The organism is Noviherbaspirillum sp. ST9 (assembly GCF_048799745.1).
Lineage (GTDB): Bacteria > Pseudomonadota > Gammaproteobacteria > Burkholderiales > Burkholderiaceae_D > Noviherbaspirillum.
Window position 1 is genome coordinate 240,331 of record NZ_JBLWFR010000005.1, and the last position, 26,047, is coordinate 266,377.

Here is a 26,047-nt window from a genome sequence, read left to right on the forward strand (position 1 = left end):
TTCACATTCCTGCACGTAGCAGCACGACATGAACCTGATCCTGCAAGGCCTGACCACCGACCGCAACGCCATCGACCGTATCGCCGCCTTGGCGCACGCGGAACGCATTGTCCCCATTCACGCGAATGCCTTCCGTTGCGAAGGCGTGCAGCGATCCGACGAGATCAAGGCGCGCGTCGATGCCGAATGCCTCGCGGCTCAACTGGATTACACCTTCATTGACGGTACGCGCAAGCTGGCCGATTTCAAGCTCGTGGCGATGGACATGGACTCCACGCTGATCACGATCGAATGCATCGACGAGATCGCCGACATGCAGGGCCTGAAGCCGCAAGTGGCCGAAATCACGGAAGCCGCCATGCGCGGCGAGATCGAGTTCCGCGAGAGCCTGGCACGCCGCGTCGCCCTGCTGAAGGGCCTCGATGCGTCGGCGCTGCAGCGGGTGTACGACGAGCGCCTGAAGTTGTCCCTCGGCGCGGAAAAGATGCTGACTGCCATCCAGGCGGCCGGACTGAAGACCTTGCTGGTTTCCGGCGGCTTCACCTTCTTCACCGATCGCATGAAAGCGCGCCTCGGACTTGATTTCACGCATTCCAACGTACTGGAAATCGAAAACGGCAAGCTGACTGGTCGCGTGACCGGCGTGGTCGTGGATGCAGATGAAAAGAAGGCTACGGTGGAACGCGTCTGTGAAGAACTGGGCATTTCCACAAAGCAAGCAATCGTCATGGGGGACGGCGCCAACGATCTCAAGATGATGGGGATCTCCGGCCTGTCGGTCGCCTTCCGCGCCAAGCCAGTCGTCCGCGCCCAAGCCGATGTCGCACTGAATTTTGTTGGCCTCGACGGAGTCCTACCTCTGTTGTCGTAACCACAAGGAGGCGGAATGGCACAGGAACTTGTACTTGATCCCAGGCTGCAGTCCACAAAGAGCCTTGCCTGGTGGCTTTACATCGGGCACGGGCTCAGCTTCCTGTTTTCGCTGGGCGCGTTTTCCTTCATTCCGCTGATCATCAATTACATCAAGAAAGACGATGCCACGGGCACGTTCGTCTACAGCCACCACCGTTGGCAGATCCGCTCGTTCTGGTGGTACTTTTTCTGGATGGTCATTGGCGGCGTATTGTTCCTGACCGTGATCGGCATCCCGCTTGCGTGGCTGATCTGGCTGGGGGCGTGGGTGTGGAAGGCTTACCGCCTGCTCAAAGGCCTGCTGGACCTGAACGACAACAAGCCCATGCCGGTCTGATTCAGGCCTGGGACAACGCGCCCAGTGCCTTCTCAATATCTGCAATCAGGTCATCCGGATCTTCCAGGCCGATATTGAATCGGACCAGGTGCCCCTTGCCGGACCAGTTCTTGCGCATCCCCTGCACGTGGTAAGGCACGCACAAGCTGTGCGCCCCGCCCCAGCTGAACCCGATGCTGAACAGCTTGAGGCTGTCGACAAAGCGGTCCGTTTGCCCCTGACTGAACCTGTCGTCGAAAACCACCGAGAACAAGCCGCCCGCCCCCGTGAAGTCGCGCGTCCAGGTGGCGTGGCCGGGACAATCCTCGAAGGCGGGGTGCAGCACCCGCGCGATCTCCGGCCGCGTTTTCAGCCAGGATGCCACCTTGCGGGCGCTGGCGTCATGCGCGTCAAACCGCAGTTTCATCGTCGGCAGGCCGCGCAGCACGAGATAGGCATCGTCCATGCCGACACCAAAGCCGATCCGCATATGGGCCATGCCGAGCCGGTGGTTGAGCTCCTTGTCGCGCGTGATGACTGCGCCCATGAGCACGTCGGAGCCGCCGGAATGGTATTTGGTCAGCGCCTGCATCACAATGTCGACGCCATGTTCGAAACCGCGGAAAGCCAGGCCGGCGGCCCAGGTATTGTCCAGTGCGACGTGGATGTCCTGTCCTGATGCGCGACGCTCCCTGACCGCTTTGCAGATAGCGGGGATATCGGGCACCTCCATCGTGACGGAACCAGGCGCTTCCGTCCACACCAGGCGCGTGTTCGGCTGGATCAGTGCGGCAATACCCTCTCCGATCAGGGGATCGTAGAACCGCGTCGAGATGCCGTAATCCTCCGCCAGCCAGCGCCCCAGCTCGCGGTTCGGGTTATATGCATTATCGGGAATCAGCAGGTCGTCGCCAGCCTTGAGCAATCCGAAATTGACCATGGAGATCGCCGCCAGCCCGCTCGGTGCCAGCAGGCAATGCTCGCCGCCTTCGATGGCTGCCAGCCGCGCTTCCAGCGTGAAGCTGGTCGGCGTCCCGTGCAGCCCGTAGGTGTAGCTGTTCTTTTCGCGCCAGTCGCGCGAGCGCATGGCCTCGACGTTCTTGAACACCACGGTCGACGCGCGGTGCACCGGGACGGGAAACGCGCCGAAACCCTCGGGGGGCGTGTAGTCGAAATGGACGAGCGAGGTTTGAATCGATTTGCTGTCGGACACGCAGGCCTCCGCGCGATTATTGTTTGGACTGTTTGACGATCCTGACCTGGAACGGCTTGCTGACCTTGCCGTCCGCCGACTGCCATTCACCGCGGAGGACGTCGCCAGTCATTTTCCCTTCCCACTGGCCGGAGACATCAGTACCGTTCACCGACTCCTCGAGGAACAGATCCTCACCCTCGATTTCGCCAGCGAGCAGGACCTTTTGCGAACTGCCGAAAACGAAGTAATCGCCTTCGATGCCGTCCTCGAATTCTTCCTTGGTGCGAAGGTTCATCTGGATCTGTTCGCTACCCAAGGTACCACGCAAGGCCACCGGTTTCACGAACAGCATCTTGCCCGCCGTCTCGGCCGTATCCGCGGCCTGGACGCCTGCAACAAGCGACAAGGCGAGCATGGCTGCCGCGGAGAACCGCAGCATTACGCTTCCGCCCAGAGATCGTGCGCGTCGGCCGCAGTCACCTTCACGTCGACGAATTCGCCAACCTTCAGCTTGCGGTGCGGTTCGTACGGCGGCTTCACATACACGACGCCGTCGATTTCCGGCGCATCGGCCATCGAACGGCCAACGCCGCCGCTGGTGCTGACTTCGTCGAGCAGGACGCGAATGGTCTTGCCGACCTTGGTCTGCAGGCGCTTCTTCGAAATTTCTTCCTGCAGTTCCATCACGCGTGCGCGGCGTTCCTCGCGCAGCTCTTCCGGAACCGGATCCGCCAGGTCGTTGGCCGTCGCGCCTTCCACCGGGGAATAGGCGAAGCAACCGAGGCGATCGATCTCCGCTTCCTTCAGGAAGTCGAGCAGATACTGGAATTCGGCCTCCGTCTCACCGGGGAAACCGGAAATGAAGGACGATCGGATCGTGATGTCCGGGCAGAGCTTGCGCCAGGCCTGGATGCGCTCAATGTTCTTTTCGCCGCTCGCGGGACGCTTCATGCGCTTGAGGACGTCGGGGTGGGCGTGCTGCAGCGGCACGTCGAGATATGGCAGGATCTTGCCTTCCGCCATCAGGGGGATGACATCGTCGACATGCGGATACGGATAGACGTAATGCAGGCGTACCCACGCGCCATATTGCGCGGCCAGCTCGCCGAGCGCGGTGGACAGCTGGGTCATGTGCGTCTTGACCGGCTTGCCGTTCCAGAAGCCGGTGCGGAACTTGACGTCGACGCCGTAGGCGCTCGTGTCCTGGGAAATCACCAGCAGTTCCTTCACGCCAGCCTTGAACAGGTTTTCCGCTTCAAGCATGACGTCGGCGATCGGACGCGACACGAGATCGCCGCGCATCGACGGAATGATGCAGAAGCTGCAGCGATGGTTGCAGCCTTCGGAAATCTTCAGGTAGGCAAAATGCTTGGGCGTCAGTTTCACGCCCTGCGCCGGGACGAGGTCCATGAAGGGGTCGTGCGGCTTGGGCAGGTGCTTGTGGACGGCAGTCATGACTTCGCCGAGGGCGTGCGGCCCGGTCACTTCGAGGACTTTCGGGTGGATGCCCTGGATCAGGTCGTTGCCGGCGGCGTCTTTCTTGGCGCCGAGGCAGCCCGTGACGATGACCTTGCCGTTTTCCTTCAACGCCTCGCCGATCGCATCCAGCGATTCCTGCACCGCGGCGTCGATGAAGCCGCAGGTGTTGACGATGACGAGATCGGCGCCGTCATAGGACTTGGCGGTCTCGTAGCCTTCCGCGCGTAGCTGGGTGAGGATTTGTTCGGAGTCGACCAGGGCTTTGGGACAACCGAGCGAAACGAAGCCGACCTTGGGGTTTTGTGAGGCGTTGGACATAACAAAAAGAGGTACAAAAGCGTAATCCGCTATTGTACCTCTCATTGCCCTGCCTCCCGGCATGCCGGAAGCGGGATTGTCGTTATGGCACTTACTTCTTGTTCTTGTCGTTCTGGGTGAACGGGAAGGTGCCGAACATGTTCTTGGTCTGGCTCTGCATCTGCTCCTGCATCTGCATGAACAGGTTCTTGCTCTGCTCGATGTAATTGCTCATCATCCCCTGCATCATCGGGCCCTGCACGTTCATGAACTGGGTCCACATCTCCTGGCTGAACGGCTTGCCTTCGTAGAAGCCCTTGGAGCTTTCGGCGAGCTTGTTCTGGATGTCGATGAACGCCTGGATGTTCTTTTCCAGGTACGAGCCCATCATGCCCTGCATGGCATGGCCGTAGTAGCGGATGATCTGGGACAGCGCGCTGCTGGAGAACATCGGCGTGCCGTTCGCTTCTTCTTCCAGAATGATCTGCAGCAGGATGCTGCGGGTGAGGTCTTCTTCGGTCTTTGCGTCGACGACGGTGAACTCTTCGTTATCAAGGACCAGTTGCTTGACGTCCGACAACGTGATGTACGAACTCGTTTGCGTGTCGTAAAGGCGGCGGTTCGGATACTTCTTGATCAAGCGCTCTGAAATTTTTTTTGCACTATTCATCGATATTCCAGTTATTGCGTCGCAACGCATGGGTGCCGATTTGTAAAAAAGCGAACGTGCGTTCGCCGTCTCCTCCAATCATTATAGTGCGAGAAAACAAAGATTTACGCAACGTTTGAGAGGTTTTTTATAGGAGTTTTGCAATGCAAACGGGAAAACCGGGCTACGGCTTTCCCGTTTATTGCCAAAGTGACAGTTGGCTCCGCGACGCGCTATTCCGCCTTCACCTTTACGTAGCGTCCAGGCGCGGGTTCGATTTCCTTGTACTTGGTGCTACCGTACTTGCGCGGTGCCGCGATCTGCTTGCCGGCGTTTGCCTTGAGGAATTCGGCCCATTCGGGCCACCAGCTGCCCGGATTTTCCTGCGCGCCGGCCAGCCATTCATTCGCATCCCCGACTGCCTTGTCATTGGTCCAATAGCTGCGCTTCTTCTTTGCAGGCGGATTGATGACGCCTGCGATATGGCCGGAAGCGCCGAGAACGAAACGGTTCCGGTTGCGCTTCTTCGGATTGAGCAGGCTGGTAGATTCGTATGCCGCCTTCCACGGGACGATATGATCCTCCCGCGAACCGTAGATGAACACCGGCGCATCCACCTTGGCAAGGTCGATCTTTTCCCCGGCAACCTTGACCTTGCCCGGCGAGCGCAGATTGTTCTCGAGGTACATGTTGCGCAGGTAGTAGCAGAACATCGGCCCCGGCAGGTTCGTGCTGTCTGCGTTCCAGTACAGCAGGTCGAAGGGCGGCGGGTCCTCACCTTTCAGGTAGTTCGCTTTCACATAGTTCCAGACCAGGTCGTTCGGACGCAGGCTCGAGAATGCGGACGCGAAATCGCGACCGGGCATCAGGCCACCCTTGCCGATCGACTGCTCGCGCATCGCGACCTGGGCTTCGTCGATGAACACGTCGATCACGCCGGTATCGGAAAAATCCAGCAGCGTCGTGAGCAGGGTCAGGCTGGCGACCGGGTTCTCGCCGCGCCCGTACAGCAGGGAAAGTGCGGTCGAAATGATGGTACCGCCGACACAGAAGCCGAGCGCGTTGATCTGGTCTTCGCCAGAGATTTCCTGCACCACGTTGATCGCCTTGACCGCGCCATTCAGGATGTAGTCGTCCCAGCTCGCCTGGCCCAGCGACTCGTCCGGATTGCACCATGACACGAGGAACACGGTATGGCCCTGCTCGACCGCATAGCGTACGAGGGAGTTTTCCGGCTGCAGGTCGAGAATGTAGTACTTGTTGATGCAGGGCGGAACCAGCAGCAGCGGGCGCTGGTAGACCTTGGCGGTCAGCGGCTTGTACTGGATCAACTGGAACAGCTCGTTCTCGAACACGACCGCGCCTTCGGACGTTGCCACGTTCCGGCCGACTTCGAATGCCGATTCGTCGGTCTGCGAAATATGGCCCTTCTGCATGTCCTCCAGCATGTGCGTGATGCCTTTGGTCAGGCTCTCGCCCTTGGTGTCGATGATCTTCTGCAGTGCTTCCGGATTCGACACGAGGAAGTTTGCGGGCGACAGCGCGTCCACCATCTGCTGGACGGCAAAACGGATCTTCTGCTTGGCACGCGGTGTCGCCTCAACCGCATCGGCCATGGACATGAGGAATTTGGCGTTGAGCAGGTAGGCCGCCGCATTGAAGGCATGCAGGGGATTGGATTGCCATTCCGGCGCCGCGAATCGCTTGTCCGCGACCGCCGGCGTCTTCGATCCGAGCATCTCCTGCCAGAGGTTCGTCATCTGCTGCATGTAGTCGCCCTGGAGTTGAGCGACGACCGTGGGATCGATCGTGGCGCCAAATTCCTTCACCGTGTTGGTGATCGGCTTGGTGTCGATAGGCGGCTTTTTGATTAGCCATGACTGCCATGCGTTCGGATCGACGAACTGGTTCATCCATGCGGCACTGGCGCCGGTCTGAGGCGGGAACATATTCATGCTGGACTCTCTGTTTTCGCGTAAGGTTACGGGTTGGATCGGAAATCGAGATTTCTTATGTACATCGTCGCCATCGCCTGGATTTATGTTGTCCTCATGATGTCGATCACCGAAGACTCTGTTGTGGCCGGGGTCATGACCTTCCTGCTGTATGGCGTGTTGCCTCTGACAATCATTCTATACGTGATGGGCACACCCCAACGCAAAAGGAACCGGCAGCAGGCAGAAAAAGACCGGCGTGCGGAGGCGGCAAAGGAAGAGGCGGCTGCATCGGGAAACGACAGTGAGAAAAACTGATGGCGATGTTGACGCAAATCATCGCCGATTCGCGTCCGATGTCATTTGAGCCAAATCAATGAGGCCATACGGCCGGTTACCTTGTCCCTGCGGTAGGAGTAAAAACGCCTCTTCTCCGTGACGGTGCACATCCCCCCTCCCGACACCTGAGTGACCCCGGCGCGAACTAGCGTACGACGCGCCAGGGCATAGATATCGGCGAGATACTTGCCCGTGCTCCCCGCTATCGGCTCGAAGGCTGCCGCCATCGTTCCGTCCTTCGCAGTGAATGCGTCGAACACATCTTGCCCAACCTCGAAGGACTGCGGACCGATCGCCGGGCCGAGCCAGGCCAGGATGTCGGACGCCCTGGCATCGCGCATGGCCGAGACCGTGTTTTCCAGGACACCGCCGGCCAACCCGCGCCAACCGGCATGGGCCGCCCCTACCGCCCTGCCGCCGCGGTCGCAGAGCAGCACGGGCAGGCAATCCGCGGTCTGGATCGCGCAAACAATCCCGGGCACGGTAGAGATGCTCGCATCAGCATCTGGCGGCACGCCATTGACCGATGCGGCATCGACGACCTGGACACCATGCACCTGCGATAGCCAGGCCGGCTCTGATGGCAGGATCGTTTTCAGTAACTCCCGGTTACGGCGAACGTTCTCTGGATCATCCCCAACATGGACACCCAGGTTCAAGCCGCCGCCCCCCTCTCCATCGTCATAGGGGCTGTTGCTCCTGCCGCCGCGCCGCGTCGTCGAAAGGGCGCCAACGCTTCCCTGGAGACAAGCCCAATCGGGAACGATCAGTTCCACAGTACCTCCCTAGTCGAGGTTGACACCGCCGAATCCCGCGCGTTCGAGCAGGCCGGCAAAATCGGCCGGCAGATCGGCCATCCACTCAAGATCCTTCCCCGAGGCCGGATGCACCAGTCCGAGCCGGAACGCATGCAGGGCCTGGCGCGGGAAAACCGACGCGAGGTGCGGCTTGCCGTACAAGGGGTCGCCGACCAGGCCAAATCCGATTGACTGCATATGCACACGGATCTGGTGCGTGCGCCCTGTCTCCAGCCGGCACTTGATCAGGCTGACCGGGCGGCCGTCGAGGGAACCCGTTGCGAGCCGGTTGTAGTGGGTGACTGCCGGCTTGGCGCTTTCTTGATGCGACACGGCCATCTTGACGCGATCTCGCGGATGGCGACCGATTGCCGCCTCGATCCGCCCGCTTACCTGCGGCTGGCCCCATACGAGCGCAAGGTATTCGCGTTTGACTGTCCGCGCCTGCAACTGCCGGACAAGGTCGGTCTGCGCCTGCAGGGTCTTTGCCACCACCATCAACCCGCTGGTCTCCTTGTCCAGGCGGTGGACAATTCCCGCACGTGGCACGCTGGCCAGCGCCGGCGCATGGTGCAGCAAGCCGTTCAGCAGGGTGCCGGTCCAGTTGCCGGCAGCCGGATGCACGACCAGTCCCGCCGGCTTGTCGATGACGACAATGGCCTTGTCCTCGTGCACGATGGCCAGCGGCATCTCCTCGGGCTTGAACGCCTGCTCTTCAGGCGCCTCCTGGGGCTCGACGACAATCGTTTCGTCGCCCAGCATGGTCGTCTTGCCGCGCGCCGGCTGCCCGTCCACGGTGACATGGCCGGAATCGATCCATTGCTGCAGGCGGCTGCGGGAGAATTCCGGCAACAGCTGCGACAAAGCTTTATCAAGGCGGACGCCGCAGAATTCGGACGTGAGTTTCAGGGTGAGCGGAGACGAATCGGCTGCGGCGCCTTCGTATTCGTCGCCGTCGTCGATAACAGTTTCTGGCAGGGTGGAGGTCAAAATAGGCGTTTCGTGTGGTATCGCTGCAGCAATGCACCATCGGCTATAATCGTGGCCTTGTCCCGAAGTGCTCGCGCAAACGTCATGCAAAAAAGTTCGTTGAAGTTGGCTGCCATCGCCCTTGCTTTGTCCCTGTCCGGGTGTGGCCTGTTCCCCGAGAAGGTCGACGAAACCAAGGATTGGTCAGCGTCGAAATTATACTCGGAGGCACGCGATGAAATGGCGGCCGGCGGATACGAAAAGGCAATCCAGTACTTCGAAAAGCTGGAATCCCGCTATCCGTTCGGCACCTATGCGCAGCAGGCGCAGATGGAAATTGCCTACGCACACTACCGCCAGGGCGACGCCCCGCAGGCGCTGGCCGCGGTGGAACGCTTCATCAAGCTGCACCCGAACCACCAGCACGTGGACTATATGTACTACCTGCGCGGCCTGATCAACTTCAACGACAAGATCAGCTTCCTGGATTTCCTGTCCAAGCAGGACCCGGCAGAACGCGACCCGAAAGCGGCACGCGATGCATTTGACTCGTTCAAGCAGCTGGCGGAGCGTTTCCCGGACAGCGTTTACACCAAGGATGCGATCGAGCGCATGAAGTACCTGGTGAACGCCCTCGCCCAATACGAGGTGCACGTTGCCAACTACTACTACCGCCGGGGCGCCTACGTCGCCGCCGCCAATCGTGCACAGCAGGCCGTGGCCGAGTATCGCGACGCGCCCGCCATCGAAGAGGCGCTGTACGTGATGGTGAAGTCGTATGACGCCATGGGCATGCCCGACTTGCGTAATGACGCCGAACGCGTCCTGAAGGCCACCTTCCCGAACAGCGTCTATTTCCGGGGCGGCCCGCAAGCCAGCACGCCTTGGTGGAAAGTCTGGTAAGAATCCAGAAGAAGCCTCCGGAACACGGAGGCTTTTTACTTTTCAGGCTTCCAGCTTGCGGCGGAAAACCCATTGGCTTTCCGTCGAGGCCCGCTCATCATAGGCATAGCCTTCGGTATCGAATTCTTTCAACTTCTCGACCTGCGTAATTCCCTTTGCCGCGGCAAAACGCGCCATCATTCCCCGGGCGCGCTTCGCGTGGAATGAGATGATCTTGTACTTTCCGCCTTTCCAGTCTTCGAACACCGGTGTAATCACGGCGGCGTCCAGCAACGTCGGCTTCACTACCTTGAAATATTCCTCCGATGCGAGGTTGACCAGGACCTTGCGCTTGTGGGAAGCCAGCGCCTCGTTCAATGTCTCGGTTACCCGTCCGCCCCAGAACGCGTACAAATCCTTGCCACGCGCGTTGGCGAACCTGGTCCCCATCTCCAGACGGTAGGGCTGCATCAGGTCGAGCGGGCGAAGGACGCCGTACAAACCCGACAGGATGCGGACGTGCGACTGCGTGTAGGCAAGCTGCTTTGCCGTAAGCGAGGATGCATTGAACCCCTCGTACACGTCGCCGTTGAAAGCCAGGATTGCTTGCCTCGCATTCTTCTTCGTGAACTTCATTGACCACTCGGCAAAGCGCGTCACGTTCAACACAGCCAGCGCATTCGAAATCCCCATCAGGTTCGACAGGTCGGCCGGCGACAACCGCTTCAGGCCGCTGACCAGTTCAGCCGAGTCCTCGATAAAATCCGGCAGGGTGTGCTCGTCGGTCGTCAAAGGTGTGTCATAGTCGAGCGTTTTCGCGGGCGAAAGAACAATCAGCATGTCAGGAACAATCCGGCAGAAAGAAAATTTGCGGCAATGATACCGAAACGCATCGTCATCGACACGAACGTGTGCCTCGACCTGTTCGTCTTTCGCGATCCTCGCTGGGCAGCGCTGCTTGCCGCACTGAAGGACGGCAGTGTCAAAGCCGTCACCCGTCACGACTGCCGCACGGAATGGATGATCGTGCTCGGTTACAGCCACCTTCCCCTTGATGACGAGTCGCGGCCGCGTGCGCAAGCGGAATTCGACGAATTGATCGAGTATCTGCCACCTGAAAGCCTGGCGCCGCGCGACGACATTCCCCTGCCGCTGTGCAAGGATCCCGACGACCAGAAATTCCTCGAACTCTCCCGCGACGCCGGCGCGGTAATCCTCATCACGAAAGACAAGGCCTTGCTGAAACTGGCCCGGAGAACTGCCCGCGCCGGGCTGTTCTCCATCATTCCGCCGGACAAATGGCCGCCCGGTTCGGGTCTTGTATAAAATGACTTTTTTGCCCCGATTTCATTGCGCATGAACACGCCTATGTCCCCTGCCCTTTCCGCCGGCGCGCAACTCGCCGCACTCCCTTCCCGACTGCCCGCCGTCGGCACCACGATTTTCACGGTCATGTCGGCACTGGCTGCCGAAAAAGGAGCAGTCAACCTCGGACAGGGCTTTCCGGACTTCGATTGCGATCCGCTGCTGGTGGACGCCGTGACGCAGGCGATGAAGGACGGATTCAACCAGTATCCGCCGATGACGGGCGTCCCGGCCCTGCGCGAAGCGATTGCTGCCAAGATTGCGGCGATCTACGGTCATTCCTACAACCCGAATACGGAAATCACGGTCACGGCCGGCGCGACGCAGGCGATCCTGACGTCCATCCTCTGCTGCGTCCATCCGGGGGATGAGGTTATCGTGATTGAGCCGGTCTACGACAGCTATGTCCCGTCGATCGAGCTTGCCGGCGGCAAGCCGGTATTCGTACAGATGAAAGTCGGCCCGCAAGGCTATTCGGTGCCATGGCAGGAAGTCGCGGCGGCGGTCACGCCGAAGACCCGGCTCATCATGATCAATTCGCCTCACAACCCGACCGGCTCGGTCCTCAGGGAAGCGGATATCCGCGCCCTCGAGGACATCGTCCGCGGCACGAACATCCTTATCATCTCCGATGAAGTCTACGAGCACATGGTGTATGACGGCGCACGTCACGAATCCGTGTGCCGCTATCCGGAACTGGCTGCACGCTCCTTCGTCATATCGAGCTTTGGGAAGACTTACCACGTCACTGGCTGGAAGATCGGCTATGTCGCCGCGCCCGCGCCGCTGACGGCTGAGTTCCGCAAGGTCCACCAGTTCAACGTCTTCACCGTGAACACCCCGGTCCAGCACGGCATTGCCCGCTACATGGCGAATCCGGCGCCCTACCTCGAGCTGCCTGCTTTCTACCAGCACAAGCGTGACCTGTTCCGCGAAGGCTTGGCCTCCACGAAGTTCAAGCTGCTGCCCTCTGACGGCACCTATTTCCAGTGCGTCGACTACTCGGCAATCTCATCCCTGCCCGAGGCAGATTTCGCGAAATGGCTGACCACAGAGATGGGCGTCGCAGCCATTCCCGTTTCCGCCTTCTACAACCAGCCAAAGGAGTCCGGCATCGTCCGCTTCTGCTTTGCCAAGAAGGACGAGACGCTACGGACAGCACTTGAAAGACTTGCAACACTCTGAAGCTTTTTTTGTCCTGAATTCAAGGTTTCAACCGGAGCAGCCGATATCCATTAATAAGCGGGTGAGCGTGAACGCCCGATAACACAAAAACAACAATTCAAGCAACGTCCATCAGCGCAGGCCTTGAGAGGAGAGGGGCAGCATGGTCGATCAGCGACGCCTGAGCATCGCAGACATTGTCATTGGCGAGCCCTTGGCATGGGATGTGTACGGTGCAGGGAATAAACTGCTGCTGCGCCGCGGACAGGTGGTCGCCACGACGCGCCAGGCCGAAGACCTCGTTGAGCGAGGCCTTTTCATTGACGCCGGCCAGGCCGACCGCGCAGTCCAAGCCAAACGGGAAGCGCAGCAGGCTGCCACGCGCGAAATCCCCTCCGCCCTTCGCTTCATCAATCTCGCCAACAAGCGGCTTGAACGCCTGCTCTACAACCTCGGAAACGAACCCGACGCGGAAGCCAAGATCCTGGAAGTCGTGAAGGCACTTGAGTACGCGGCCAAGATCAATGCCGATGTCGTCATCGCCACCATTTTCCTGAACCAGGCTGCGGGGAAATACGCAGTCAGGCATTGCATCGATTCCGCGCTCGTGGCATCCCTGATCGCACGGGCGATGAAAAAGAGTCCCGAGGAAACGCAAGTCATCATGGCGGCAGCACTCACGATGAATGTCGCCATGCTGCGCCAGCAGGATGTACTGCTGACCAAACAGGATCCGCTGTCCGAACGGGAAACTGAAATGATCCGCTCGCATCCGGCGCAGGGCGTGGAGCTGCTGAAGCAGGTCGGGGTCGCCAATCCGGAGTGGCTCTCCTACATCCTCCTGCATCACGAAAATGAAGACGGTTCCGGCTACCCGCTCGGGAAGGAAGTGAAGGATATTTCGCAGAATGCGCGCATCCTCGCGTATGCCGACCGTTACAGTGCTTCCGTATCAATCCGCAAGTACCGGAAGTCGCTGCTCCCGAGCGCCGCCTTGCGCGATGTCCTGATCACCGGAGGCAAGCCGGCCGATCCCCTGCTCGCTGCCTATTTCATCAAGGAGCTCGGACCGACACCTCCGGGGTCCTATGTGCGATTACAAAATGGTGAAATCGGTGTCGTAACACGGCGTGGCATGGCTGCCGGGACACCGGTCGTGCATGCTTTCATCGGGCCGCGCGGCGCACCGCTATCATTCCCCATCCAACGCGACACAAGCAAGGAGCTGTATGCCGTCAGGGAAACCCTCGCGGGCGACCAGGCCATGCTTCCATTCAGCATGCAGCAGCTCTGGGGTGAAGAAGCGGCGCTCTGAACCTTACTTCATCCGCTTCATCATCAATTCCTGGTTCGCCTTGCGGTCGGCATTGACGCGCTGGACCGTCGCGCGCTCGCCCAGCATCTTCGTGTACTCACGCACCGGCAGGTCGGCGAGGACATCTTCCACAAAAATGGCTTTGGACGTCATGCTGACGAGGGGCAGGTGGACCAGCGCCGCGCAATCGGCCATCGTGAATTCGGCGCCGGCGACGTACGGAGAAAACTTTGCCAGCTTCGCAAACGCCTTCGCATTGCGCGTCAGGAGCTTCTGCGTGCGCGTCTTGATTTCGTCGGACACCTTCCCGCCGAAGAACGCTTCCGCGTACAGTTCACGCGCGACCAGTTCCAGGTGAAGCTCCATGAAGGTGATCAGTTCGCGTACCTTGGCCGCCGCAAACGGATCGCGGGGCAGCAAGGGCTTTTCAGGATAGGCGGATTCGAGGTAATCCATGATGACCTGCGACTCGCAGAGGATGCCCTGTTCGGTCTGGATGAACGGCACCTTGCCGAGCGGCGAACGTGCCAGCAATTCGGGCGAGCGGTCCGTCCAGACGAGTTCTTCTTCAAACGCGACGCCCTTTTCCATCAAGGCCAGCTTGACCTTGTTGTAGTAGTTGCTTCCGGCAAATCCGCAAAGCTTGAGCATGCTGTCTCCTGTCATTTTGTGGTTATGGTGGCGCAAGCTTACCGCAGGAAGCCGAATGACGCAGAGAGCGAATTGCGCGATACCCAACCGCTACCACGCATTTCGGCAATAATAGGGGTTGATTCCATTTACATCACCAGACCATGTCCGCCGAACTCCAAGCGTCACGCCAGGACGCCACGCTGATCCTGACCATGTCCAATCCCGGCGCAAGGAATGCGCTCCACCCAGACATGTATGCAGCCGCAATCGAAACACTCTCGACGGCGGAACGCGACGAGTCAATCCGCGCCGTCATCCTTACCGGCGCCGACCAGGTGTTCTGCTCGGGCGGCAACCTGAACCGCCTGTTGGAAAACCGCAGCAAGCCGCCCGCCGTGCAGGCCGAATCGATCGACAACCTCCATGGCTGGATCGAAGCTATTCGCGACTGCCCGAAACCGGTCATTGCCGCAGTCGAGGACACGGCAGCGGGAGCCGGCTTCTCCCTCGCATTGGCGTGCGACCTGATTGTCGCCGGTGCCTCGGCAAAGTTTGTCATGTCCTACGTCAAGGTCGGCCTCACGCCCGATGGCGGCGCCTCCTGGTTCATCACGCGCGCCCTTCCCCGTCAGCTCGCCGCGGAGGTTCTTCTGGAAGGCAAGCCGGTGCTCGCACCGCGCCTGCACGAACTCGGCATAGTCAACCGCGTCGTCGCCGACGGTACGGCACTCGACAATGCGCTTGCCTGGGCGGATGACCTTGCCGCCCTTTCGCCGAACGCAATGGAGCGCATCAAGTCTCTGACGAATGAGGCGCTAGTGAATCCGCTCGGTCAGCATTTCGAATCGGAAAAGCGGCACTTCGTTGAAAGCCTCCACCACCGCGACGCCCTCGAAGGCATCTCGGCATTCCTTGAAAAAAGAAAACCGCAATACAAATGACAGAACACAAGAGACGGCGCGTCTACCTGATGCGCCATGGCAGCGTCACCTATTTCGACGACCAGGGAAAGCCCTTCCTTCCCGAACAAGTCCCGCTGAACGAACTGGGTCGCTCGCAGGCGACTGCGGCCGGCAAGGTCTTCGCGCAGGCCGGCCTGACATTCGACCGCGTCATCGTTTCGGGCTTGCCTCGCACTGTGGAAACGGCGACGCGCGTGCTCGCGGAAACCGGCCAGCAGATTGAACTCGAACGCTGGAAAGACCTGGAAGAACTGCGCGGCGGCAAGCTGTCGGCAATTCCCGACGAGAGCCTGAAGGAAGCCTTTGTCGGCGCCTTCGACGGACTCGTTCCGGAAGAGCGCCAGTTCCTCGGCGGTGAATCCATCGGCCAGTTGATGGACCGCGTCCATCCTTGCATTGACCGCTTGCGCGGGGACAAATCCTGGGACACGGTGCTGCTCGTCCTGCACGGCGGCGTCAACCGCGCCATCCTCTCCTATGCGCTGACCAACCAGCGACTTTTCCTCGGCAATCTCGCGCAGACGGCTGGGTGCATCAACGCCATCGATGTCGGCGAAGCGCATGCGGACTGGGTGGTCCGGATCGTCAACTATTCGCCGATTTCGGAGCTTCAGGGCGAAACACGGCACACCACGATGGAAGTACTGCTGGACCAGTACAAGAAGTCGCGCGGACTGTAATCAGAACCGGATCGCATAAAACCCCTGGAATCGCACGACCGTACGTTTTTCTGTTGTAGAATGTGACGACAACGATTTCGCCGCTTTCTCAAAGGAGACAAGATGTTCGAGGAATTCATGGGCACGCGTCCGGTATCGGATCGCCAGAAATTTGATATCGGCGCGATGCAGGACTACATGCGCCAGCACGTCGAGGGCTTCAGCGGCGAACTGGCCGTCGAACAGTTCAACGGCGGCCAGTCCAACCCCACCTTCAAGCTGACCGCCGACGGCAAGAGCTACGTGCTGCGCACCAAGCCCGGCCCGGCGGCCAAGCTGCTTGCCTCCGCCCATGCCATCGACCGCGAATTCCGCGTCATGGATGCGCTGAACAAGGCAGGCTTCCCGGCGGCGAAACAGTATTCCCTCTGCCTCGATGAATCCATCATCGGCCGTGCCTTCTACATCATGGAGTTCGTGCAAGGCCGCGTCCTGTGGGACCAATCGATGCCAGGCATGACGCCCGCCGAACGTGCGGCGCACTATGACGAGATGAACCGCGTCATCTCCCAACTGCACACCATCGACTACAACGCCATCGGCCTCTCCGACTACGGCAAGCCGGGCATCTACTTCGTGCGCCAGATCGATCGCTGGACGAAACAGTACAAAGCTTCCGAGACCGAAAAGATCGAAGCCATGGACAACCTGATGGAATGGCTGCCGAACAACATTCCTCCTGGCGATGACACAAGTATCGTCCATGGCGACTACCGCCTCGACAATATGATCTTCCACCCCACCGAACCGCGCGTACTTGCTGTACTCGACTGGGAACTGTCGACGCTGGGCCATCCGCTTGCGGACTTCTCCTACCATTGCATGAGCTGGCATATCGCTCCCGGACAATTCCGCGGCATTGGCGGCCTGGACTGGAAATCGCTTGGCATCCCGACGGAAGACGAGTACATCGCAAAATACTGCGAGCGCACAGGCAAGACGATCCGCAAGGAAGACTTCAACTTCTATCTCGCCTACAACATGTTCCGCATGGCGGGCATCCTGCAGGGGATCATGAAGCGTTACGTCGACGGCACCGCTTCGAGCGAACAGGCACTGAAGGCCGGCAAGGCCGCGCGTCCGATGGCCGAAATGGGATGGAAATACGCATCCGGCGGATAGAACCGGAGTCAGGTCAATAGCCCCCACCAGGAGACATTATGGAATTCGAATACTCAGACCGCTGCAAACAACTCCAGGAAAAGCTGCTCAGGTTCATGGATGAGCACGTCTATCCGAACGAAAAGGCATTCGAGGAAGAAGTCGACCGCAACGGCCGGGAGAAAGGCAATCGCTGGATCCCGACGCAGATCGTCGAAAGCCTCAAGCCCAAGGCGCGCGCCGAAGGCTTGTGGAACCTGTTCCTTCCCAAGTCCGCGCGTGCGCCTGAAGGCCTGTCCAACCTGGACTATGCGCCGCTGTGCGAGATCATGGGACGCGTGCCCTGGGCGCCGGAGGTGTTCAACTGCTCGGCACCGGACACCGGCAACATGGAGACGATCGAACGATACGGAACGGAAGAACACAAGCGCCAGTGGCTGGAACCGCTGCTGCGCGGCGAAATCCGCTCGGCCTTTGCGATGACCGAACCGGCAGTCGCCTCTTCCGACGCCACCAACATCGAAACCCGCATCCAGCGTGACGGTGACGAGTATGTCATCAACGGCCGCAAGTGGTGGATCTCCGGTGCCGGCGACCCGCGCTGCAAGGTCTTCATCCTGATGGGCAAGACCGATCCGGATGCGCCTCGACATTCCCAGCAATCGATGATCCTCGTTCCCACCGACACCAAGGGTGTGACGATCAAGCGGCCGCTTCCGGTGTTCGGCTACGACGATGCCCCGCACGGCCATTGCGAGATCCTGTACGAGGACGTGCGCGTGCCGGCATCGAACATTCTCCTCGGCGAAGGACGCGGCTTCGAAATCGCGCAGGGCCGCCTCGGTCCCGGCCGCATTCACCATTGCATGCGAGCCATTGGCGTGGCCGAACGCGCACTTGAGCTGATGTGCAAGCGTTTGAACAGCCGCGTCGCCTTTGGCAAGCGCGTTTCCGAACAAAGCGTCTGGCACGAGCGCATTGCCGAATCGCGCATCATGATCGACACCGCGCGCCTCCTGACGCTGAAGGCGGCGTACATGATGGACACGGTCGGCAACAAGCACGCGAAGGCCGAGATCGCCATGATTAAAGTGCTGGCGCCCAACGTGACACAGAAGGTGCTTGACTGGGCGATCCAGGCCTATGGCGCCGGCGGCGTCTGCGACGACTTCCCGCTTGCAGGCCAGTGGGCTGGCAATCGCACGCTGCGCCTGGCCGACGGCCCGGACGAAGTGCACCGCAACGCCATCGCCAAGCTCGAGCTGGCCAAGCACATCGCTATTCCGAAGAAAGACCTGGAACTGCCGATCACCCGCTCCTGAGCATCCAAAGCAAAACCGCTGCATAATCGTGCAGCGGTTTTGCACACAGTCCAGGAGAAGAAGAATGATCGACGTTTACTCGGCCGCCACGCCCAACGGCCACAAGGTTCACATCATGCTGGAGGAATGCGGTATTCCCTATCGCGTCCACTACGTCAACATTCGCGAAGGCGACCAGTTCAAACCGGACTTCCTCGCGATCTCGCCGAACAACAAGATTCCCGCCATCGTCGATGCGGACGGCCCCGACGGCAAGCCGATCTCGCTGTTCGAATCGGGCGCCATCCTCATCTATCTGGCGAGCAAAGCTGGCAAGTTCCTCGGCAGGACCGACCGCGAGAAGTTCAACACGCTGCAATGGGTGATGTTCCAGATGGGCGGTGTCGGCCCGATGCTCGGCCAGGCCCACCATTTCCGCATCTACGCCCCCGAGAAGATCGACTATGCAGTCAATCGCTACACGAACGAGGCGAAGCGCCTGTACGGCGTGATCGACAAGCAGCTCTCGCACAGCGCCTACCTCGCCGGCGACGAATACACGATCGCGGATATCGCAACCTTTCCCTGGCTGCGCTCATGGAAGAACCAAGGCATCGACTGGAACGACTATCCGCACGCGAAACGCTGGTTCGATGAAATCGCTGCCCGCCCTGCTGTCGAGCGCGGCGTGGCCGTGCTGGCATCGGACAGCAAACCGATCACGGATGACAAGGCCCGTGAAATGCTCTTCGGCGCCACCCAATACAAACGTCACTGACGAAAAAAAGCCTCCGCCACCGGTAAGGTGGGGAGGCCCGTTTCTTTCCAGGCAGGCCGTTTATTCGTAACGCCTTGCAATCGACTCCGCTACGCACACAGGCTTGTCGCCACCTTCACGCTCAAGTGTCACCAACCAGGTGACCTGCACACCGCCTTCGATATCCTCGACGTCCTTCAGCGCCAAGCGGCCGCGCACCTTGCTGCCCACAGGTACCGGCGCCGGGAAACGCACCTTGTTGAGCCCGTAGTTCACGCTCAGCTTCGCCTCCGGCATCGACACGGCGCTTTGCATGATCATGGGCAGGAGGGACAAGGTCAGGAACCCGTGCGCGATGGTCGTCCCGTACGGCGATTCCTTCTTGCTGCGCTCGACGTCGAGATGAATCCACTGATGGTCCCCGGTCGCGTCGGCGAACTGGTTGACGCGCTCCTGGTTGACGGTGAACCACTCGGTCACGGCAATTTCCTGACCGACCAGCTCCCTGAGTTCTGCTACCGATGCGATATGTCGCATGCTGTCTCCGTAATTGTTATGTGCGGCTTATTTCGGGCGGCGACCAAACATGCCCATGCCCTTGATCGTCGCCACGAGTTCGCCGTGCTGGTTCTTCGCCTGCCACTGCGTCACGACGACACCGCGGTCCGGCTTGCTGCCGGAAGGCTTGACCTCCAGCGCCGTCGTCGTCACATGCAGCGTGTCGCCGCCGCGCACCGGCTTGATCCAGCGGATCTCGTCGACGCCCGGCGACCCAAGGCTGGCCGCCTCCTTGAGAAAACCATCGACCATCAACCGCATGATCATCCCGCAGGTATGCCAGCCGCTGGCGATGATGCCGCCATACATCGACTTTTCCGCTGCTGCCTTGTCGACGTGGAACGGCTGGGGGTCATACTTCGTTGCGAACTCGATGATCTCTTCTTCAGATACCGTTCGCGAGCCCACTTCGATGGTCCTGCCAACTTCGAAATCTTCAAAGTACCACTTCAGTTGCGACATGGTTGCCCCCTATTCAGTCAAGCCGCCTTGCGGAAGTCCGGCAACGAAGCAAAACGCGCCAGGTGATAGTCGGTATCGCCCAGGGTCAGCTCGATCATCGTCAGGCGCTTGAAATGATGCGCCGCCGGCAGTTCGTTCGTCACGCCCATGCCGCCGTGCAGCTGAACCGCCTGCTGGCCGACATATTTCAATGCCTGCCCGACGCGTGCCTTTGCGGCGGACACATTGCGGCGGCGTTCGTTCGCATCCGATGAGGAAACCTTGACCGCAGCCAGCGTTGCCATCGAACGCGCCTGCTCAGCCTGCATGAACATTTCCGCCATGCGATGCTGCAGCGCCTGGAATTTCCCGATCGGCACACCGAATTGCTGGCGGGTTTTCAGGTACTCGAGCGTCGCGGCATTCAATGCATCCATCGCGCCGACGGCTTCTGCGCACAAGAGTGTGGCGCCATAGTCGGTCGCCGCGTCGAGAACTTCCCAGCCGGCGCCGGCCTTGCCCAGCAACGCCGAGGCAGGGACGCGCACATTGGCGAACGTAATGTCAGCGGCATGCTGGCAATCGATGGTGCGGTAGTCCTTGCGTGTCACGCCGGCAGCATTGCCGTCGACCAGGAAGAGCGAAATGCCGTCGGTGTCACGCTGGTTCCCACCGGTACGTGCCGAAACCACGATCTTGTCCGCCTGCGCGCCATGGATCACTACCGTCTTCGTGCCGTTCAGGACGTAGCCGTCGCCGTCCGCCTTGGCGCTCGTGGCGATGTCGAACAGTTCGTGACGGGATTGCTTTTCGCCCAGTGCTGCGGCCAGCTTCAATGCGCCGCCGGCGACCTGCTCCAGCAGTTCCCCATTGCCACCTGCAAGCTTCACGAATTGCGCGCCAAGCACCGTAGCGAAATACGGCTCGATCACGATGCCGCGTCCCAGCTCCTGCATCACCACCATCATATCCACGGCCGAGCCGTTGAAACCGCCCTGATCTTCCGGAATCGGCAGCGCCGTCATGCCCAGCTCGGTCAGCGTTGCCCATGCCTCGTCGGACACGCCCTGCTCGGAACGGACGATCTTGTTGCGATGCTCGAAGGTGTAATCCTTGTCGATGAAGCGGCGCAGCGCATCGCGGAATTGTTGCTGCTCGGGTGTGTAGTTGAAGTCCATTGTCGTCTCCGCCTCACAGTCCCAGGATCATCTGGGAAATGATGTTTTTCTGAATTTCGTTGGAACCGCCGTAGATCGAGGTCTTGCGGAAGTTGAAGTAGTACGGCGCGAGCGGTGCGGCATCGTCATCCTGCGTGATGCTGTGCTCGTGTTCGCCTTCCAGATACGCCGGGTCGAACGGCATGGCGTACGGGCCGACTGCTTCCACCATCAGTTCGGTCAGCGTCTGCTGCACCTCGGTGCCTTTCACCTTCAGCATGGACGCTTCGGGGCCCGGTCCGCGCTTGGAGCTTTCCTGGGACAGGACGCGCAGGACGGTCATTTCGAGCGCCATGATTTCGATCTCGAGGCTTGCCACCTTGGCGGCATACACCGGATCTTCCAGCAGGGACTTGCCGCCCTTCATCTGCTTGTTGGCGAGACGCTTGAGGAACACCAGCTCGCGCTTGGCGCGGCCGACAGCAGCGATGTTCGTGCGCTCATGACCGAGGAGGTATTTCGCGTAGGTCCAGCCCTTGTTTTCTTCGCCGATCAGGTTCTGCACCGGCACCTTCACGTTGTCGAAGAAGACTTCGTTCACCTCATGCTCTTCATCGAGCATGATGATCGGACGCACGGTGATGCCCGGCGTATGCATATCGATCAGGAGGAAGGAAATGCCTTCCTGCTTGCGTGCGTTGGGGTCCGTGCGCACGAGGCAGAAAATCATGTCGGCATGCTGCGCCAGCGTGGTCCAGGTCTTTTGACCGTTGACGATGTAATGATCGCCCTGGCGTTCAGCGCGGGTCTTGAGCGAGGCAAGGTCGGAACCGGAACCCGGCTCCGAGTAGCCCTGGCACCACCAGTCGTCGCAGTTCAGGATGCGCGGCAGGTAATGGCGCTTTTGCGCTTCATTTCCGAAGGCCATGATGACCGGCGCAACCATGTTGACGCCGAAAGGCAGGATTGCCGGCGTACCGGCGTGCGCGCACTCCTCTTCCCAAATGTGGCGCTGTACCGGCGTCCATCCCGTGCCGCCGTACTCGACCGGCCAACCGGTTCCGACCCATCCCTGCTTGGCAACGATCTTGTGCCAGCGGACGAAATCTTCTTTCGACAAACGCTTGTGGTTGAGGACCTTCTGCTGCAGGTCTTTCGGAAGGTTCGCCTCCAGGAAGGCGCGAACCGTGTCGCGGAAAGCCAAATCTTCCGCCGTGTAGTTCAAATCCATGCTGTCTCCTTGTTGTCCCGGCTAATAGCACGACCGTTCGAAAAAGATTATACAGCGGATTTTTGCAATATGTGGTGAATAAAACCAGTATGGGGAAATGCATTGACGCGTTGTCAATGCATGCGCACGTGCGGCCTACTGAAGCGGACTCTTCAGTGCGTCCGAAACAGGGAACGGAAGGACATCGATTCCCTCGTCGGAGAGCGCTTCGAATTCCTTCACCGATGCAACGCCGCGAATCGCGCGTTCGGGCGCTTCGTTGTAATGGATGCGGCGCGCTTCCTCGGCAAACCGCTCGCCGACATCTTCCGTGTTGGCGACGATTTTGCGGACGATGTCCAGCAGCTGCTTCTGGGCCTGCTCGACGTCGGATTTGCTTGCCTGCGCACCGGAGAGATTGAGACGCGGCGCCGACGGCAGCTTTCGCACGGAATGGTTTTCGCACACAGGGCACGCGATCAACATTGCGTCGCTCTGGGCCTTGAAGTCGTCTTCCGAGGAAAACCAGCCTTCAAAGCGGTGATCGTGTTCGCAGATGAGGTTGTAGACTTTCATGCCGTGCAGCGAATGAATGGAATGCGGTGCCATCCGCAACGACTTGTCCGTTGACACCTGATGCAATCATTCTACTGCCTTCCACCTCTATCCGCTCGGCATGCCTTTTGAGGGCACGGCGGATCGAATGGAGAATCGCCGCTGCATTTGTTTTGCAGCGGCGACCTTGATTACTGCTTGAATTCGAACTGCTGCTGTCCGTGGTCGAGCAGCCCAGGAAGCCGCTGCGCCAGTAATACTGCCTTGGCCCGCCTGCGCGCGGAATGCGCTTCCAGCGCGCCTGTCAGGCGCCGCACGTTTGTCTTGATTTCAACAACCTGCTCCGCCTTTGCCAGCCGGACGAGGCTTCGCAGGCTTTCGCGAAAGAGATGCCGGTGCCGCGCCGTTGCATCTTCGCTCAGAGTGGCAGTGATCAAGTTCTCAATGACGTCGTCGGTATCAAGCTTCTTTTTCATGGCCTGGGGCTTACTCGTGGTGGAGGGAGGTAGGAATTTTCTGAGTTGCAAGTATGCTGAATTTGCGACGGGGAATGATTGAGAAATCTCAACGCACCTGTAAGAAGGTGTAACGAAGAAAGGTTCTTGTCAGGAATGGCAAAAAAAAATGCCCGCACGCGGCGGGCAAATACTTCCTGGGAGGCTTAAGGGACCGGTTTCATCATAGATACGCCGGAGCACGGCGTATTTGCGTTTCCGCAATGATCTTTGCGGGAAAAATCTTGATGAAAAATAAGATTTGGAGTTATCCACGGCAACTGTGAAGAACTTTGTTGATAACCCTGTTGATAGTCCCGCATCCTCCTGATTTCAAACAAAAAAATGCAAAGGCGATTCCAATAAGCAAGTTCGCGAAAAATTAGACTGCTATTCGCCGACGGTGGGCGAGAACTCGCCCTTCGCCTGCAGATCGGCATGATACGAGGATCGCACCATGGGTCCCGAGGCCACATGGGAAAAGCCCATCTTCTCCCCTGTCACACGCAGCTGCTCGAACTCCTCCGGGGTGACATAACGGGCAACCGGCAAGTGATGCGCGCTCGGCTGCAGGTATTGGCCGAGCGTCAGCATGTTGATGCCATGCGCACGCATGTCGCGCATGACCGCTTCCACTTCTTCCAGTGTTTCGCCCAAACCCAGCATCAGGCCCGATTTAGTGGGCACTGACGGGTGCCGATTCTTGAATTGCTCCAGCAGATCAAGCGACGTATCGTAATCCGCCCCCGGTCGGGCCTGCTTGTAAAGCCGCGGCACTGTTTCGAGATTGTGATTAAAGACATCCGGCGGCACCTCGTTCAGGATGGCAAGCGCCGCATCAACCCGCCCCCGGAAATCCGGCGTGAGGATCTCGATCACGATCCCCGGGTTCAAACGTCGCGTCTCCGTGATGCAGGCAGCAAAATGCGCAGCGCCGCCGTCGCGCAGGTCGTCTCGATCGACAGAGGTGATCACCACGTACTTGAGGCCCATGGCCTTGATCGTCTCGGCCATGTTCTTCGGCTCGTCGGGATCGAGCGGGTTCGGGCGACCGTGTCCCACGTCGCAAAAGGGGCAGCGCCGCGTGCAGATATCGCCCATGATCATGAACGTTGCCGTCCCGCTCTTGAAACATTCGCCGAGGTTCGGGCAGTTCGCTTCTTCGCAGACCGTATGCAGCTTGTTCTCGCGCAGCACTGCCTTCAGGCGTTGTACTTCGCGCGATCCGGTGAACTCAGCGCGAATCCACTTCGGCTTGCGCAGGTATTGCGACGGCTCCGTGGGAACGATCTTGATCGGAATGCGCGCCATCTTGTCGGCGCCACGCAATTTTTCGCCTGTCTTTACGCTGCGTTGCTGCGCGGGTTGGATTACGTCCGCTGTCGTTTTCGAATCGCTCATCGCGCGCTCTCAACCACGGTAGTAGCGTTGCGGCGTGAACGGCGTCTTCGCCACTTCCACCGGAACCGGTTTGCCGCGCACGATTGCCTGGAGCGCAGTGCCGATCTTCGCGTGCGCGGTTTCAACATATCCCATGGCGATGGGTCCGCCGACGGTCGGGCCAAAGCCGCCGCTGGTGACCTTGCCGATCGTGCGCCCTTCGCTATCGACCAGGTCGGCCCCTTCGCGCACCGGCATCCTGTCCTTGACGAGCAGGCCGACGCGCTTGCGCGCGACACCGTCCGCCAACTGGCGCATCACGATATCGGCGCCAGGATACCCGCCCGGACGGGTGCCGTCCGCGCGGCGCGCCTTCGACAAGGCCCAGCCGAGGCTTGCCTCGACAGGCGTCGTGGCGGTGTCCATATCATGCCCATACAGGCACAAGCCGGCTTCAAGCCGCAGCGAGTCGCGCGCCCCCAACCCGATCGGCGCCACTTCCGGCTGTGCCAGCAGCAGACGCGCCAGCTCCTCCGCTTTGTCGTTCGGCACCGAAATTTCGAAGCCGTCCTCGCCTGTGTAGCCCGAACGGCTGATGAAACATTCCACGCCGACCAGCGTTACCTTGCCCGTGTTCATGAAGACCATCTTCGCCGTCTCGGGGGCCAGTCGTGCCATCACCGTACCGGCAGCCGGTCCCTGCAACGCCAGCAATGCACGGTCGGACAGTTCCTCGACCTTGCAACGGCTACCGATGTGTTTCTTGAGGTGCTCCACATCCTGCTGCTTGCACGCCGCATTGACAACAACGAACAGATGGTCGCCGCCATTGGACACCATCAGGTCATCGAGGACGCCGCCCTGTTCATTGGTAAACAACGCGTAGCGCTGCATGCCGACCGGCAGGTCAACGATATCGACCGGCATCAGCGATTCCAGAGCCGCTGCCGCCTCCGGACCGGACAATCGGACCTGTCCCATGTGCGACACGTCAAACAAGCCCGCCTGCGTGCGTGTATGCGCATGCTCCTTCAGCACGCCGGTCGGGTACTGCACCGGCATCTCGTATCCAGCAAACGGAACCATGCGCGCGCCGAGTTCGACATGCAGGTTGTACAACGGCGTACGTGCAAGAGCTTGCGTGGTTTCCATCATTCCATTCCTTT

The 26,047-nt window shown here is 59.9% G+C and carries 29 protein-coding genes; 12 read left to right on the top strand and 17 right to left on the bottom strand.

The genetic code is table 11. From position 1 onward, the window contains the following. Nucleotides 1-28: 28 nt before the first annotated feature. Together serB and ACNOHI_RS13060 are read left to right on the top strand one after the other, a co-directional pair. Nucleotides 29-871: a phosphoserine phosphatase SerB gene (serB, locus tag ACNOHI_RS13055; protein WP_420475104.1), complete on the top strand. Its 843-nt coding sequence runs from the start codon at nucleotides 29-31 to the stop codon at nucleotides 869-871. A gap of 15 nt (nucleotides 872-886) precedes the next feature. Further along, nucleotides 887-1,249 carry a DUF4870 family protein gene (locus ACNOHI_RS13060; protein ID WP_420475105.1) on the top strand — a complete coding sequence of 121 codons (363 nt, stop codon included), beginning with the start codon at nucleotides 887-889 and terminating at the stop codon, nucleotides 1,247-1,249. A 1-nt stretch (nucleotide 1,250) separates the two neighbouring features. Here the strand turns inward: ACNOHI_RS13060 and ACNOHI_RS13065 are convergent, their stop codons facing one another. From ACNOHI_RS13065 to phaC, 5 genes are all read right to left on the bottom strand, one after another. After that, nucleotides 1,251-2,441 carry a cystathionine beta-lyase gene (locus ACNOHI_RS13065; RefSeq protein ID WP_420475106.1) on the bottom strand — a complete coding sequence of 397 codons (1,191 nt, stop codon included), beginning with the start codon at nucleotides 2,439-2,441 and terminating at the stop codon, nucleotides 1,251-1,253. A gap of 16 nt (nucleotides 2,442-2,457) precedes the next feature. Next, the gene (locus ACNOHI_RS13070; protein WP_420475107.1) at nucleotides 2,458-2,862 is read right to left on the bottom strand and encodes a hypothetical protein; all 405 of its coding nucleotides are present in this window, start codon (nucleotides 2,860-2,862) and stop codon (nucleotides 2,458-2,460) included. After that, the gene (gene rimO, locus ACNOHI_RS13075; protein ID WP_420475108.1) at nucleotides 2,862-4,220 is read right to left on the bottom strand and encodes a 30S ribosomal protein S12 methylthiotransferase RimO; all 1,359 of its coding nucleotides are present in this window, start codon (nucleotides 4,218-4,220) and stop codon (nucleotides 2,862-2,864) included. Before rimO ends, ACNOHI_RS13070 begins: the two co-directional genes overlap by 1 nt. A 91-nt stretch (nucleotides 4,221-4,311) precedes the next feature. Beyond that, the gene (phaR, locus tag ACNOHI_RS13080; RefSeq protein ID WP_420475109.1) at nucleotides 4,312-4,869 is read right to left on the bottom strand and encodes a polyhydroxyalkanoate synthesis repressor PhaR; all 558 of its coding nucleotides are present in this window, start codon (nucleotides 4,867-4,869) and stop codon (nucleotides 4,312-4,314) included. Between the two features lie 212 nt (nucleotides 4,870-5,081). Beyond that, nucleotides 5,082-6,803, bottom strand: a complete 1,722-nt coding sequence (phaC, locus tag ACNOHI_RS13085; RefSeq protein ID WP_420475110.1) for a class I poly(R)-hydroxyalkanoic acid synthase — start codon at nucleotides 6,801-6,803, stop codon at nucleotides 5,082-5,084. A gap of 57 nt (nucleotides 6,804-6,860) precedes the next feature. Between phaC and ACNOHI_RS13090 the strand changes: the two genes are divergently transcribed. Beyond that, on the top strand, nucleotides 6,861-7,100 hold the full coding sequence (locus tag ACNOHI_RS13090; protein WP_420475111.1) for a hypothetical protein: 240 nt from the start codon (nucleotides 6,861-6,863) through the stop codon (nucleotides 7,098-7,100). Nucleotides 7,101-7,141: 41 nt separating this feature from the next. Here ACNOHI_RS13090 and pgeF read toward each other — a convergent pair whose 3' ends face one another. Both pgeF and ACNOHI_RS13100 read right to left on the bottom strand, forming a co-directional pair. After that, nucleotides 7,142-7,897, bottom strand: a complete 756-nt coding sequence (pgeF, locus tag ACNOHI_RS13095) for a peptidoglycan editing factor PgeF (protein ID WP_420475112.1) — start codon at nucleotides 7,895-7,897, stop codon at nucleotides 7,142-7,144. A gap of 9 nt (nucleotides 7,898-7,906) precedes the next feature. Beyond that, nucleotides 7,907-8,908 (bottom strand): RluA family pseudouridine synthase, encoded by a 1,002-nt coding sequence (locus ACNOHI_RS13100; protein WP_420475113.1) that lies wholly within the window; start codon nucleotides 8,906-8,908, stop codon nucleotides 7,907-7,909. A gap of 84 nt (nucleotides 8,909-8,992) precedes the next feature. On the opposite strand from ACNOHI_RS13100, the gene ACNOHI_RS13105 reads away from it, so the two are divergent. After that, nucleotides 8,993-9,790 carry an outer membrane protein assembly factor BamD gene (locus ACNOHI_RS13105; protein WP_420475114.1) on the top strand — a complete coding sequence of 266 codons (798 nt, stop codon included), beginning with the start codon at nucleotides 8,993-8,995 and terminating at the stop codon, nucleotides 9,788-9,790. 42 nt (nucleotides 9,791-9,832) lie between these two features. On the opposite strand, the gene yaaA is transcribed toward ACNOHI_RS13105, so the two are convergent. Continuing rightward, nucleotides 9,833-10,609, bottom strand: coding sequence for a peroxide stress protein YaaA (gene yaaA, locus ACNOHI_RS13110; RefSeq protein WP_420475115.1), 777 nt, complete (start codon nucleotides 10,607-10,609; stop codon nucleotides 9,833-9,835). Between the two features lie 36 nt (nucleotides 10,610-10,645). Between yaaA and ACNOHI_RS13115 the strand changes: the two genes are divergently transcribed. From ACNOHI_RS13115 to ACNOHI_RS13125, 3 genes are all read left to right on the top strand, one after another. Then, complete coding sequence (locus tag ACNOHI_RS13115) at nucleotides 10,646-11,095, top strand: PIN domain-containing protein (protein ID WP_420475116.1); 450 nt, start codon at nucleotides 10,646-10,648, stop codon at nucleotides 11,093-11,095. Between the two features lie 42 nt (nucleotides 11,096-11,137). Then, nucleotides 11,138-12,319 carry a pyridoxal phosphate-dependent aminotransferase gene (locus tag ACNOHI_RS13120; protein WP_420475117.1) on the top strand — a complete coding sequence of 394 codons (1,182 nt, stop codon included), beginning with the start codon at nucleotides 11,138-11,140 and terminating at the stop codon, nucleotides 12,317-12,319. 142 nt (nucleotides 12,320-12,461) lie between these two features. Then, nucleotides 12,462-13,613: an HD-GYP domain-containing protein gene (locus tag ACNOHI_RS13125; protein WP_420475118.1), complete on the top strand. Its 1,152-nt coding sequence runs from the start codon at nucleotides 12,462-12,464 to the stop codon at nucleotides 13,611-13,613. 3 nt (nucleotides 13,614-13,616) lie between these two features. Here ACNOHI_RS13125 and ACNOHI_RS13130 read toward each other — a convergent pair whose 3' ends face one another. Then, on the bottom strand, nucleotides 13,617-14,264 hold the full coding sequence (locus ACNOHI_RS13130; protein ID WP_420475119.1) for a glutathione S-transferase family protein: 648 nt from the start codon (nucleotides 14,262-14,264) through the stop codon (nucleotides 13,617-13,619). Nucleotides 14,265-14,407: 143 nt separating this feature from the next. On the opposite strand from ACNOHI_RS13130, the gene ACNOHI_RS13135 reads away from it, so the two are divergent. From ACNOHI_RS13135 to ACNOHI_RS13155, 5 genes are all read left to right on the top strand, one after another. After that, entirely contained in the window at nucleotides 14,408-15,187 is a 780-nt protein-coding gene (locus tag ACNOHI_RS13135; protein WP_420475120.1) for an oxepin-CoA hydrolase, alternative type, read from the top strand. Further along, nucleotides 15,184-15,888, top strand: coding sequence for a histidine phosphatase family protein (locus ACNOHI_RS13140; RefSeq protein ID WP_420475121.1), 705 nt, complete (start codon nucleotides 15,184-15,186; stop codon nucleotides 15,886-15,888). Before ACNOHI_RS13135 ends, ACNOHI_RS13140 begins: the two co-directional genes overlap by 4 nt. 102 nt (nucleotides 15,889-15,990) lie before the next feature. After that, on the top strand, nucleotides 15,991-17,049 hold the full coding sequence (locus ACNOHI_RS13145; RefSeq protein ID WP_420475122.1) for a phosphotransferase: 1,059 nt from the start codon (nucleotides 15,991-15,993) through the stop codon (nucleotides 17,047-17,049). Between the two features lie 38 nt (nucleotides 17,050-17,087). After that, nucleotides 17,088-18,350: an acyl-CoA dehydrogenase family protein gene (locus ACNOHI_RS13150; RefSeq protein WP_420475123.1), complete on the top strand. Its 1,263-nt coding sequence runs from the start codon at nucleotides 17,088-17,090 to the stop codon at nucleotides 18,348-18,350. 64 nt (nucleotides 18,351-18,414) lie between these two features. Beyond that, nucleotides 18,415-19,107 carry a glutathione binding-like protein gene (locus ACNOHI_RS13155; protein WP_420475124.1) on the top strand — a complete coding sequence of 231 codons (693 nt, stop codon included), beginning with the start codon at nucleotides 18,415-18,417 and terminating at the stop codon, nucleotides 19,105-19,107. Between the two features lie 60 nt (nucleotides 19,108-19,167). Here ACNOHI_RS13155 and ACNOHI_RS13160 read toward each other — a convergent pair whose 3' ends face one another. From ACNOHI_RS13160 to gcvT, 8 genes are all read right to left on the bottom strand, one after another. Further along, nucleotides 19,168-19,623 (bottom strand): MaoC family dehydratase, encoded by a 456-nt coding sequence (locus tag ACNOHI_RS13160; protein ID WP_420475125.1) that lies wholly within the window; start codon nucleotides 19,621-19,623, stop codon nucleotides 19,168-19,170. Nucleotides 19,624-19,650: 27 nt separating this feature from the next. Next, nucleotides 19,651-20,106, bottom strand: a complete 456-nt coding sequence (locus tag ACNOHI_RS13165; protein WP_420475126.1) for a MaoC family dehydratase — start codon at nucleotides 20,104-20,106, stop codon at nucleotides 19,651-19,653. A gap of 17 nt (nucleotides 20,107-20,123) precedes the next feature. Beyond that, nucleotides 20,124-21,263, bottom strand: a complete 1,140-nt coding sequence (locus ACNOHI_RS13170) for an acyl-CoA dehydrogenase family protein (protein WP_420475127.1) — start codon at nucleotides 21,261-21,263, stop codon at nucleotides 20,124-20,126. A 13-nt stretch (nucleotides 21,264-21,276) separates the two neighbouring features. After that, nucleotides 21,277-22,473: an acyl-CoA dehydrogenase family protein gene (locus tag ACNOHI_RS13175; protein WP_420475128.1), complete on the bottom strand. Its 1,197-nt coding sequence runs from the start codon at nucleotides 22,471-22,473 to the stop codon at nucleotides 21,277-21,279. A 135-nt stretch (nucleotides 22,474-22,608) separates the two neighbouring features. Next, nucleotides 22,609-23,028, bottom strand: coding sequence for a DUF1178 family protein (locus ACNOHI_RS13180; protein ID WP_420475364.1), 420 nt, complete (start codon nucleotides 23,026-23,028; stop codon nucleotides 22,609-22,611). Between the two features lie 170 nt (nucleotides 23,029-23,198). Beyond that, nucleotides 23,199-23,483, bottom strand: coding sequence for a hypothetical protein (locus tag ACNOHI_RS13185; protein ID WP_420475129.1), 285 nt, complete (start codon nucleotides 23,481-23,483; stop codon nucleotides 23,199-23,201). A gap of 408 nt (nucleotides 23,484-23,891) precedes the next feature. Further along, nucleotides 23,892-24,902 carry a lipoyl synthase gene (lipA, locus tag ACNOHI_RS13190; RefSeq protein ID WP_420475130.1) on the bottom strand — a complete coding sequence of 337 codons (1,011 nt, stop codon included), beginning with the start codon at nucleotides 24,900-24,902 and terminating at the stop codon, nucleotides 23,892-23,894. Between the two features lie 9 nt (nucleotides 24,903-24,911). Next, the gene (gcvT, locus tag ACNOHI_RS13195; RefSeq protein WP_420475131.1) at nucleotides 24,912-26,036 is read right to left on the bottom strand and encodes a glycine cleavage system aminomethyltransferase GcvT; all 1,125 of its coding nucleotides are present in this window, start codon (nucleotides 26,034-26,036) and stop codon (nucleotides 24,912-24,914) included. Nucleotides 26,037-26,047 lie beyond the last annotated feature (11 nt).

Bases quoted from the DNA above. Each gene is read 5' to 3' on its own strand.
- serB (WP_420475104.1), top strand. From the start codon at position 29: ATGAACCTGATCCTGCAAGGCCTGACCACCGACCGCAACGCCATCGAC.
- ACNOHI_RS13060 (WP_420475105.1), top strand. From the start codon at position 887: ATGGCACAGGAACTTGTACTTGATCCCAGGCTGCAGTCCACAAAGAGC.
- ACNOHI_RS13070 (WP_420475107.1), bottom strand. From the start codon at position 2,862: ATGCTGCGGTTCTCCGCGGCAGCCATGCTCGCCTTGTCGCTTGTTGCA.
- rimO (WP_420475108.1), bottom strand. From the start codon at position 4,220: ATGTCCAACGCCTCACAAAACCCCAAGGTCGGCTTCGTTTCGCTCGGT.
- phaR (WP_420475109.1), bottom strand. From the start codon at position 4,869: ATGAATAGTGCAAAAAAAATTTCAGAGCGCTTGATCAAGAAGTATCCG.
- phaC (WP_420475110.1), bottom strand. From the start codon at position 6,803: ATGAATATGTTCCCGCCTCAGACCGGCGCCAGTGCCGCATGGATGAAC.
- ACNOHI_RS13090 (WP_420475111.1), top strand. From the start codon at position 6,861: ATGTACATCGTCGCCATCGCCTGGATTTATGTTGTCCTCATGATGTCG.
- ACNOHI_RS13105 (WP_420475114.1), top strand. From the start codon at position 8,993: ATGCAAAAAAGTTCGTTGAAGTTGGCTGCCATCGCCCTTGCTTTGTCC.
- yaaA (WP_420475115.1), bottom strand. From the start codon at position 10,609: ATGCTGATTGTTCTTTCGCCCGCGAAAACGCTCGACTATGACACACCT.
- ACNOHI_RS13115 (WP_420475116.1), top strand. From the start codon at position 10,646: ATGATACCGAAACGCATCGTCATCGACACGAACGTGTGCCTCGACCTG.
- ACNOHI_RS13120 (WP_420475117.1), top strand. From the start codon at position 11,138: ATGTCCCCTGCCCTTTCCGCCGGCGCGCAACTCGCCGCACTCCCTTCC.
- ACNOHI_RS13125 (WP_420475118.1), top strand. From the start codon at position 12,462: ATGGTCGATCAGCGACGCCTGAGCATCGCAGACATTGTCATTGGCGAG.
- ACNOHI_RS13130 (WP_420475119.1), bottom strand. From the start codon at position 14,264: ATGCTCAAGCTTTGCGGATTTGCCGGAAGCAACTACTACAACAAGGTC.
- ACNOHI_RS13135 (WP_420475120.1), top strand. From the start codon at position 14,408: ATGTCCGCCGAACTCCAAGCGTCACGCCAGGACGCCACGCTGATCCTG.
- ACNOHI_RS13140 (WP_420475121.1), top strand. From the start codon at position 15,184: ATGACAGAACACAAGAGACGGCGCGTCTACCTGATGCGCCATGGCAGC.
- ACNOHI_RS13145 (WP_420475122.1), top strand. From the start codon at position 15,991: ATGTTCGAGGAATTCATGGGCACGCGTCCGGTATCGGATCGCCAGAAA.
- ACNOHI_RS13150 (WP_420475123.1), top strand. From the start codon at position 17,088: ATGGAATTCGAATACTCAGACCGCTGCAAACAACTCCAGGAAAAGCTG.
- ACNOHI_RS13155 (WP_420475124.1), top strand. From the start codon at position 18,415: ATGATCGACGTTTACTCGGCCGCCACGCCCAACGGCCACAAGGTTCAC.
- ACNOHI_RS13160 (WP_420475125.1), bottom strand. From the start codon at position 19,623: ATGCGACATATCGCATCGGTAGCAGAACTCAGGGAGCTGGTCGGTCAG.
- ACNOHI_RS13165 (WP_420475126.1), bottom strand. From the start codon at position 20,106: ATGTCGCAACTGAAGTGGTACTTTGAAGATTTCGAAGTTGGCAGGACC.
- ACNOHI_RS13170 (WP_420475127.1), bottom strand. From the start codon at position 21,263: ATGGACTTCAACTACACACCCGAGCAGCAACAATTCCGCGATGCGCTG.
- ACNOHI_RS13175 (WP_420475128.1), bottom strand. From the start codon at position 22,473: ATGGATTTGAACTACACGGCGGAAGATTTGGCTTTCCGCGACACGGTT.
- ACNOHI_RS13180 (WP_420475364.1), bottom strand. From the start codon at position 23,028: ATGAAAGTCTACAACCTCATCTGCGAACACGATCACCGCTTTGAAGGC.
- ACNOHI_RS13185 (WP_420475129.1), bottom strand. From the start codon at position 23,483: ATGAAAAAGAAGCTTGATACCGACGACGTCATTGAGAACTTGATCACT.
- lipA (WP_420475130.1), bottom strand. From the start codon at position 24,902: ATGAGCGATTCGAAAACGACAGCGGACGTAATCCAACCCGCGCAGCAA.
- gcvT (WP_420475131.1), bottom strand. From the start codon at position 26,036: ATGATGGAAACCACGCAAGCTCTTGCACGTACGCCGTTGTACAACCTG.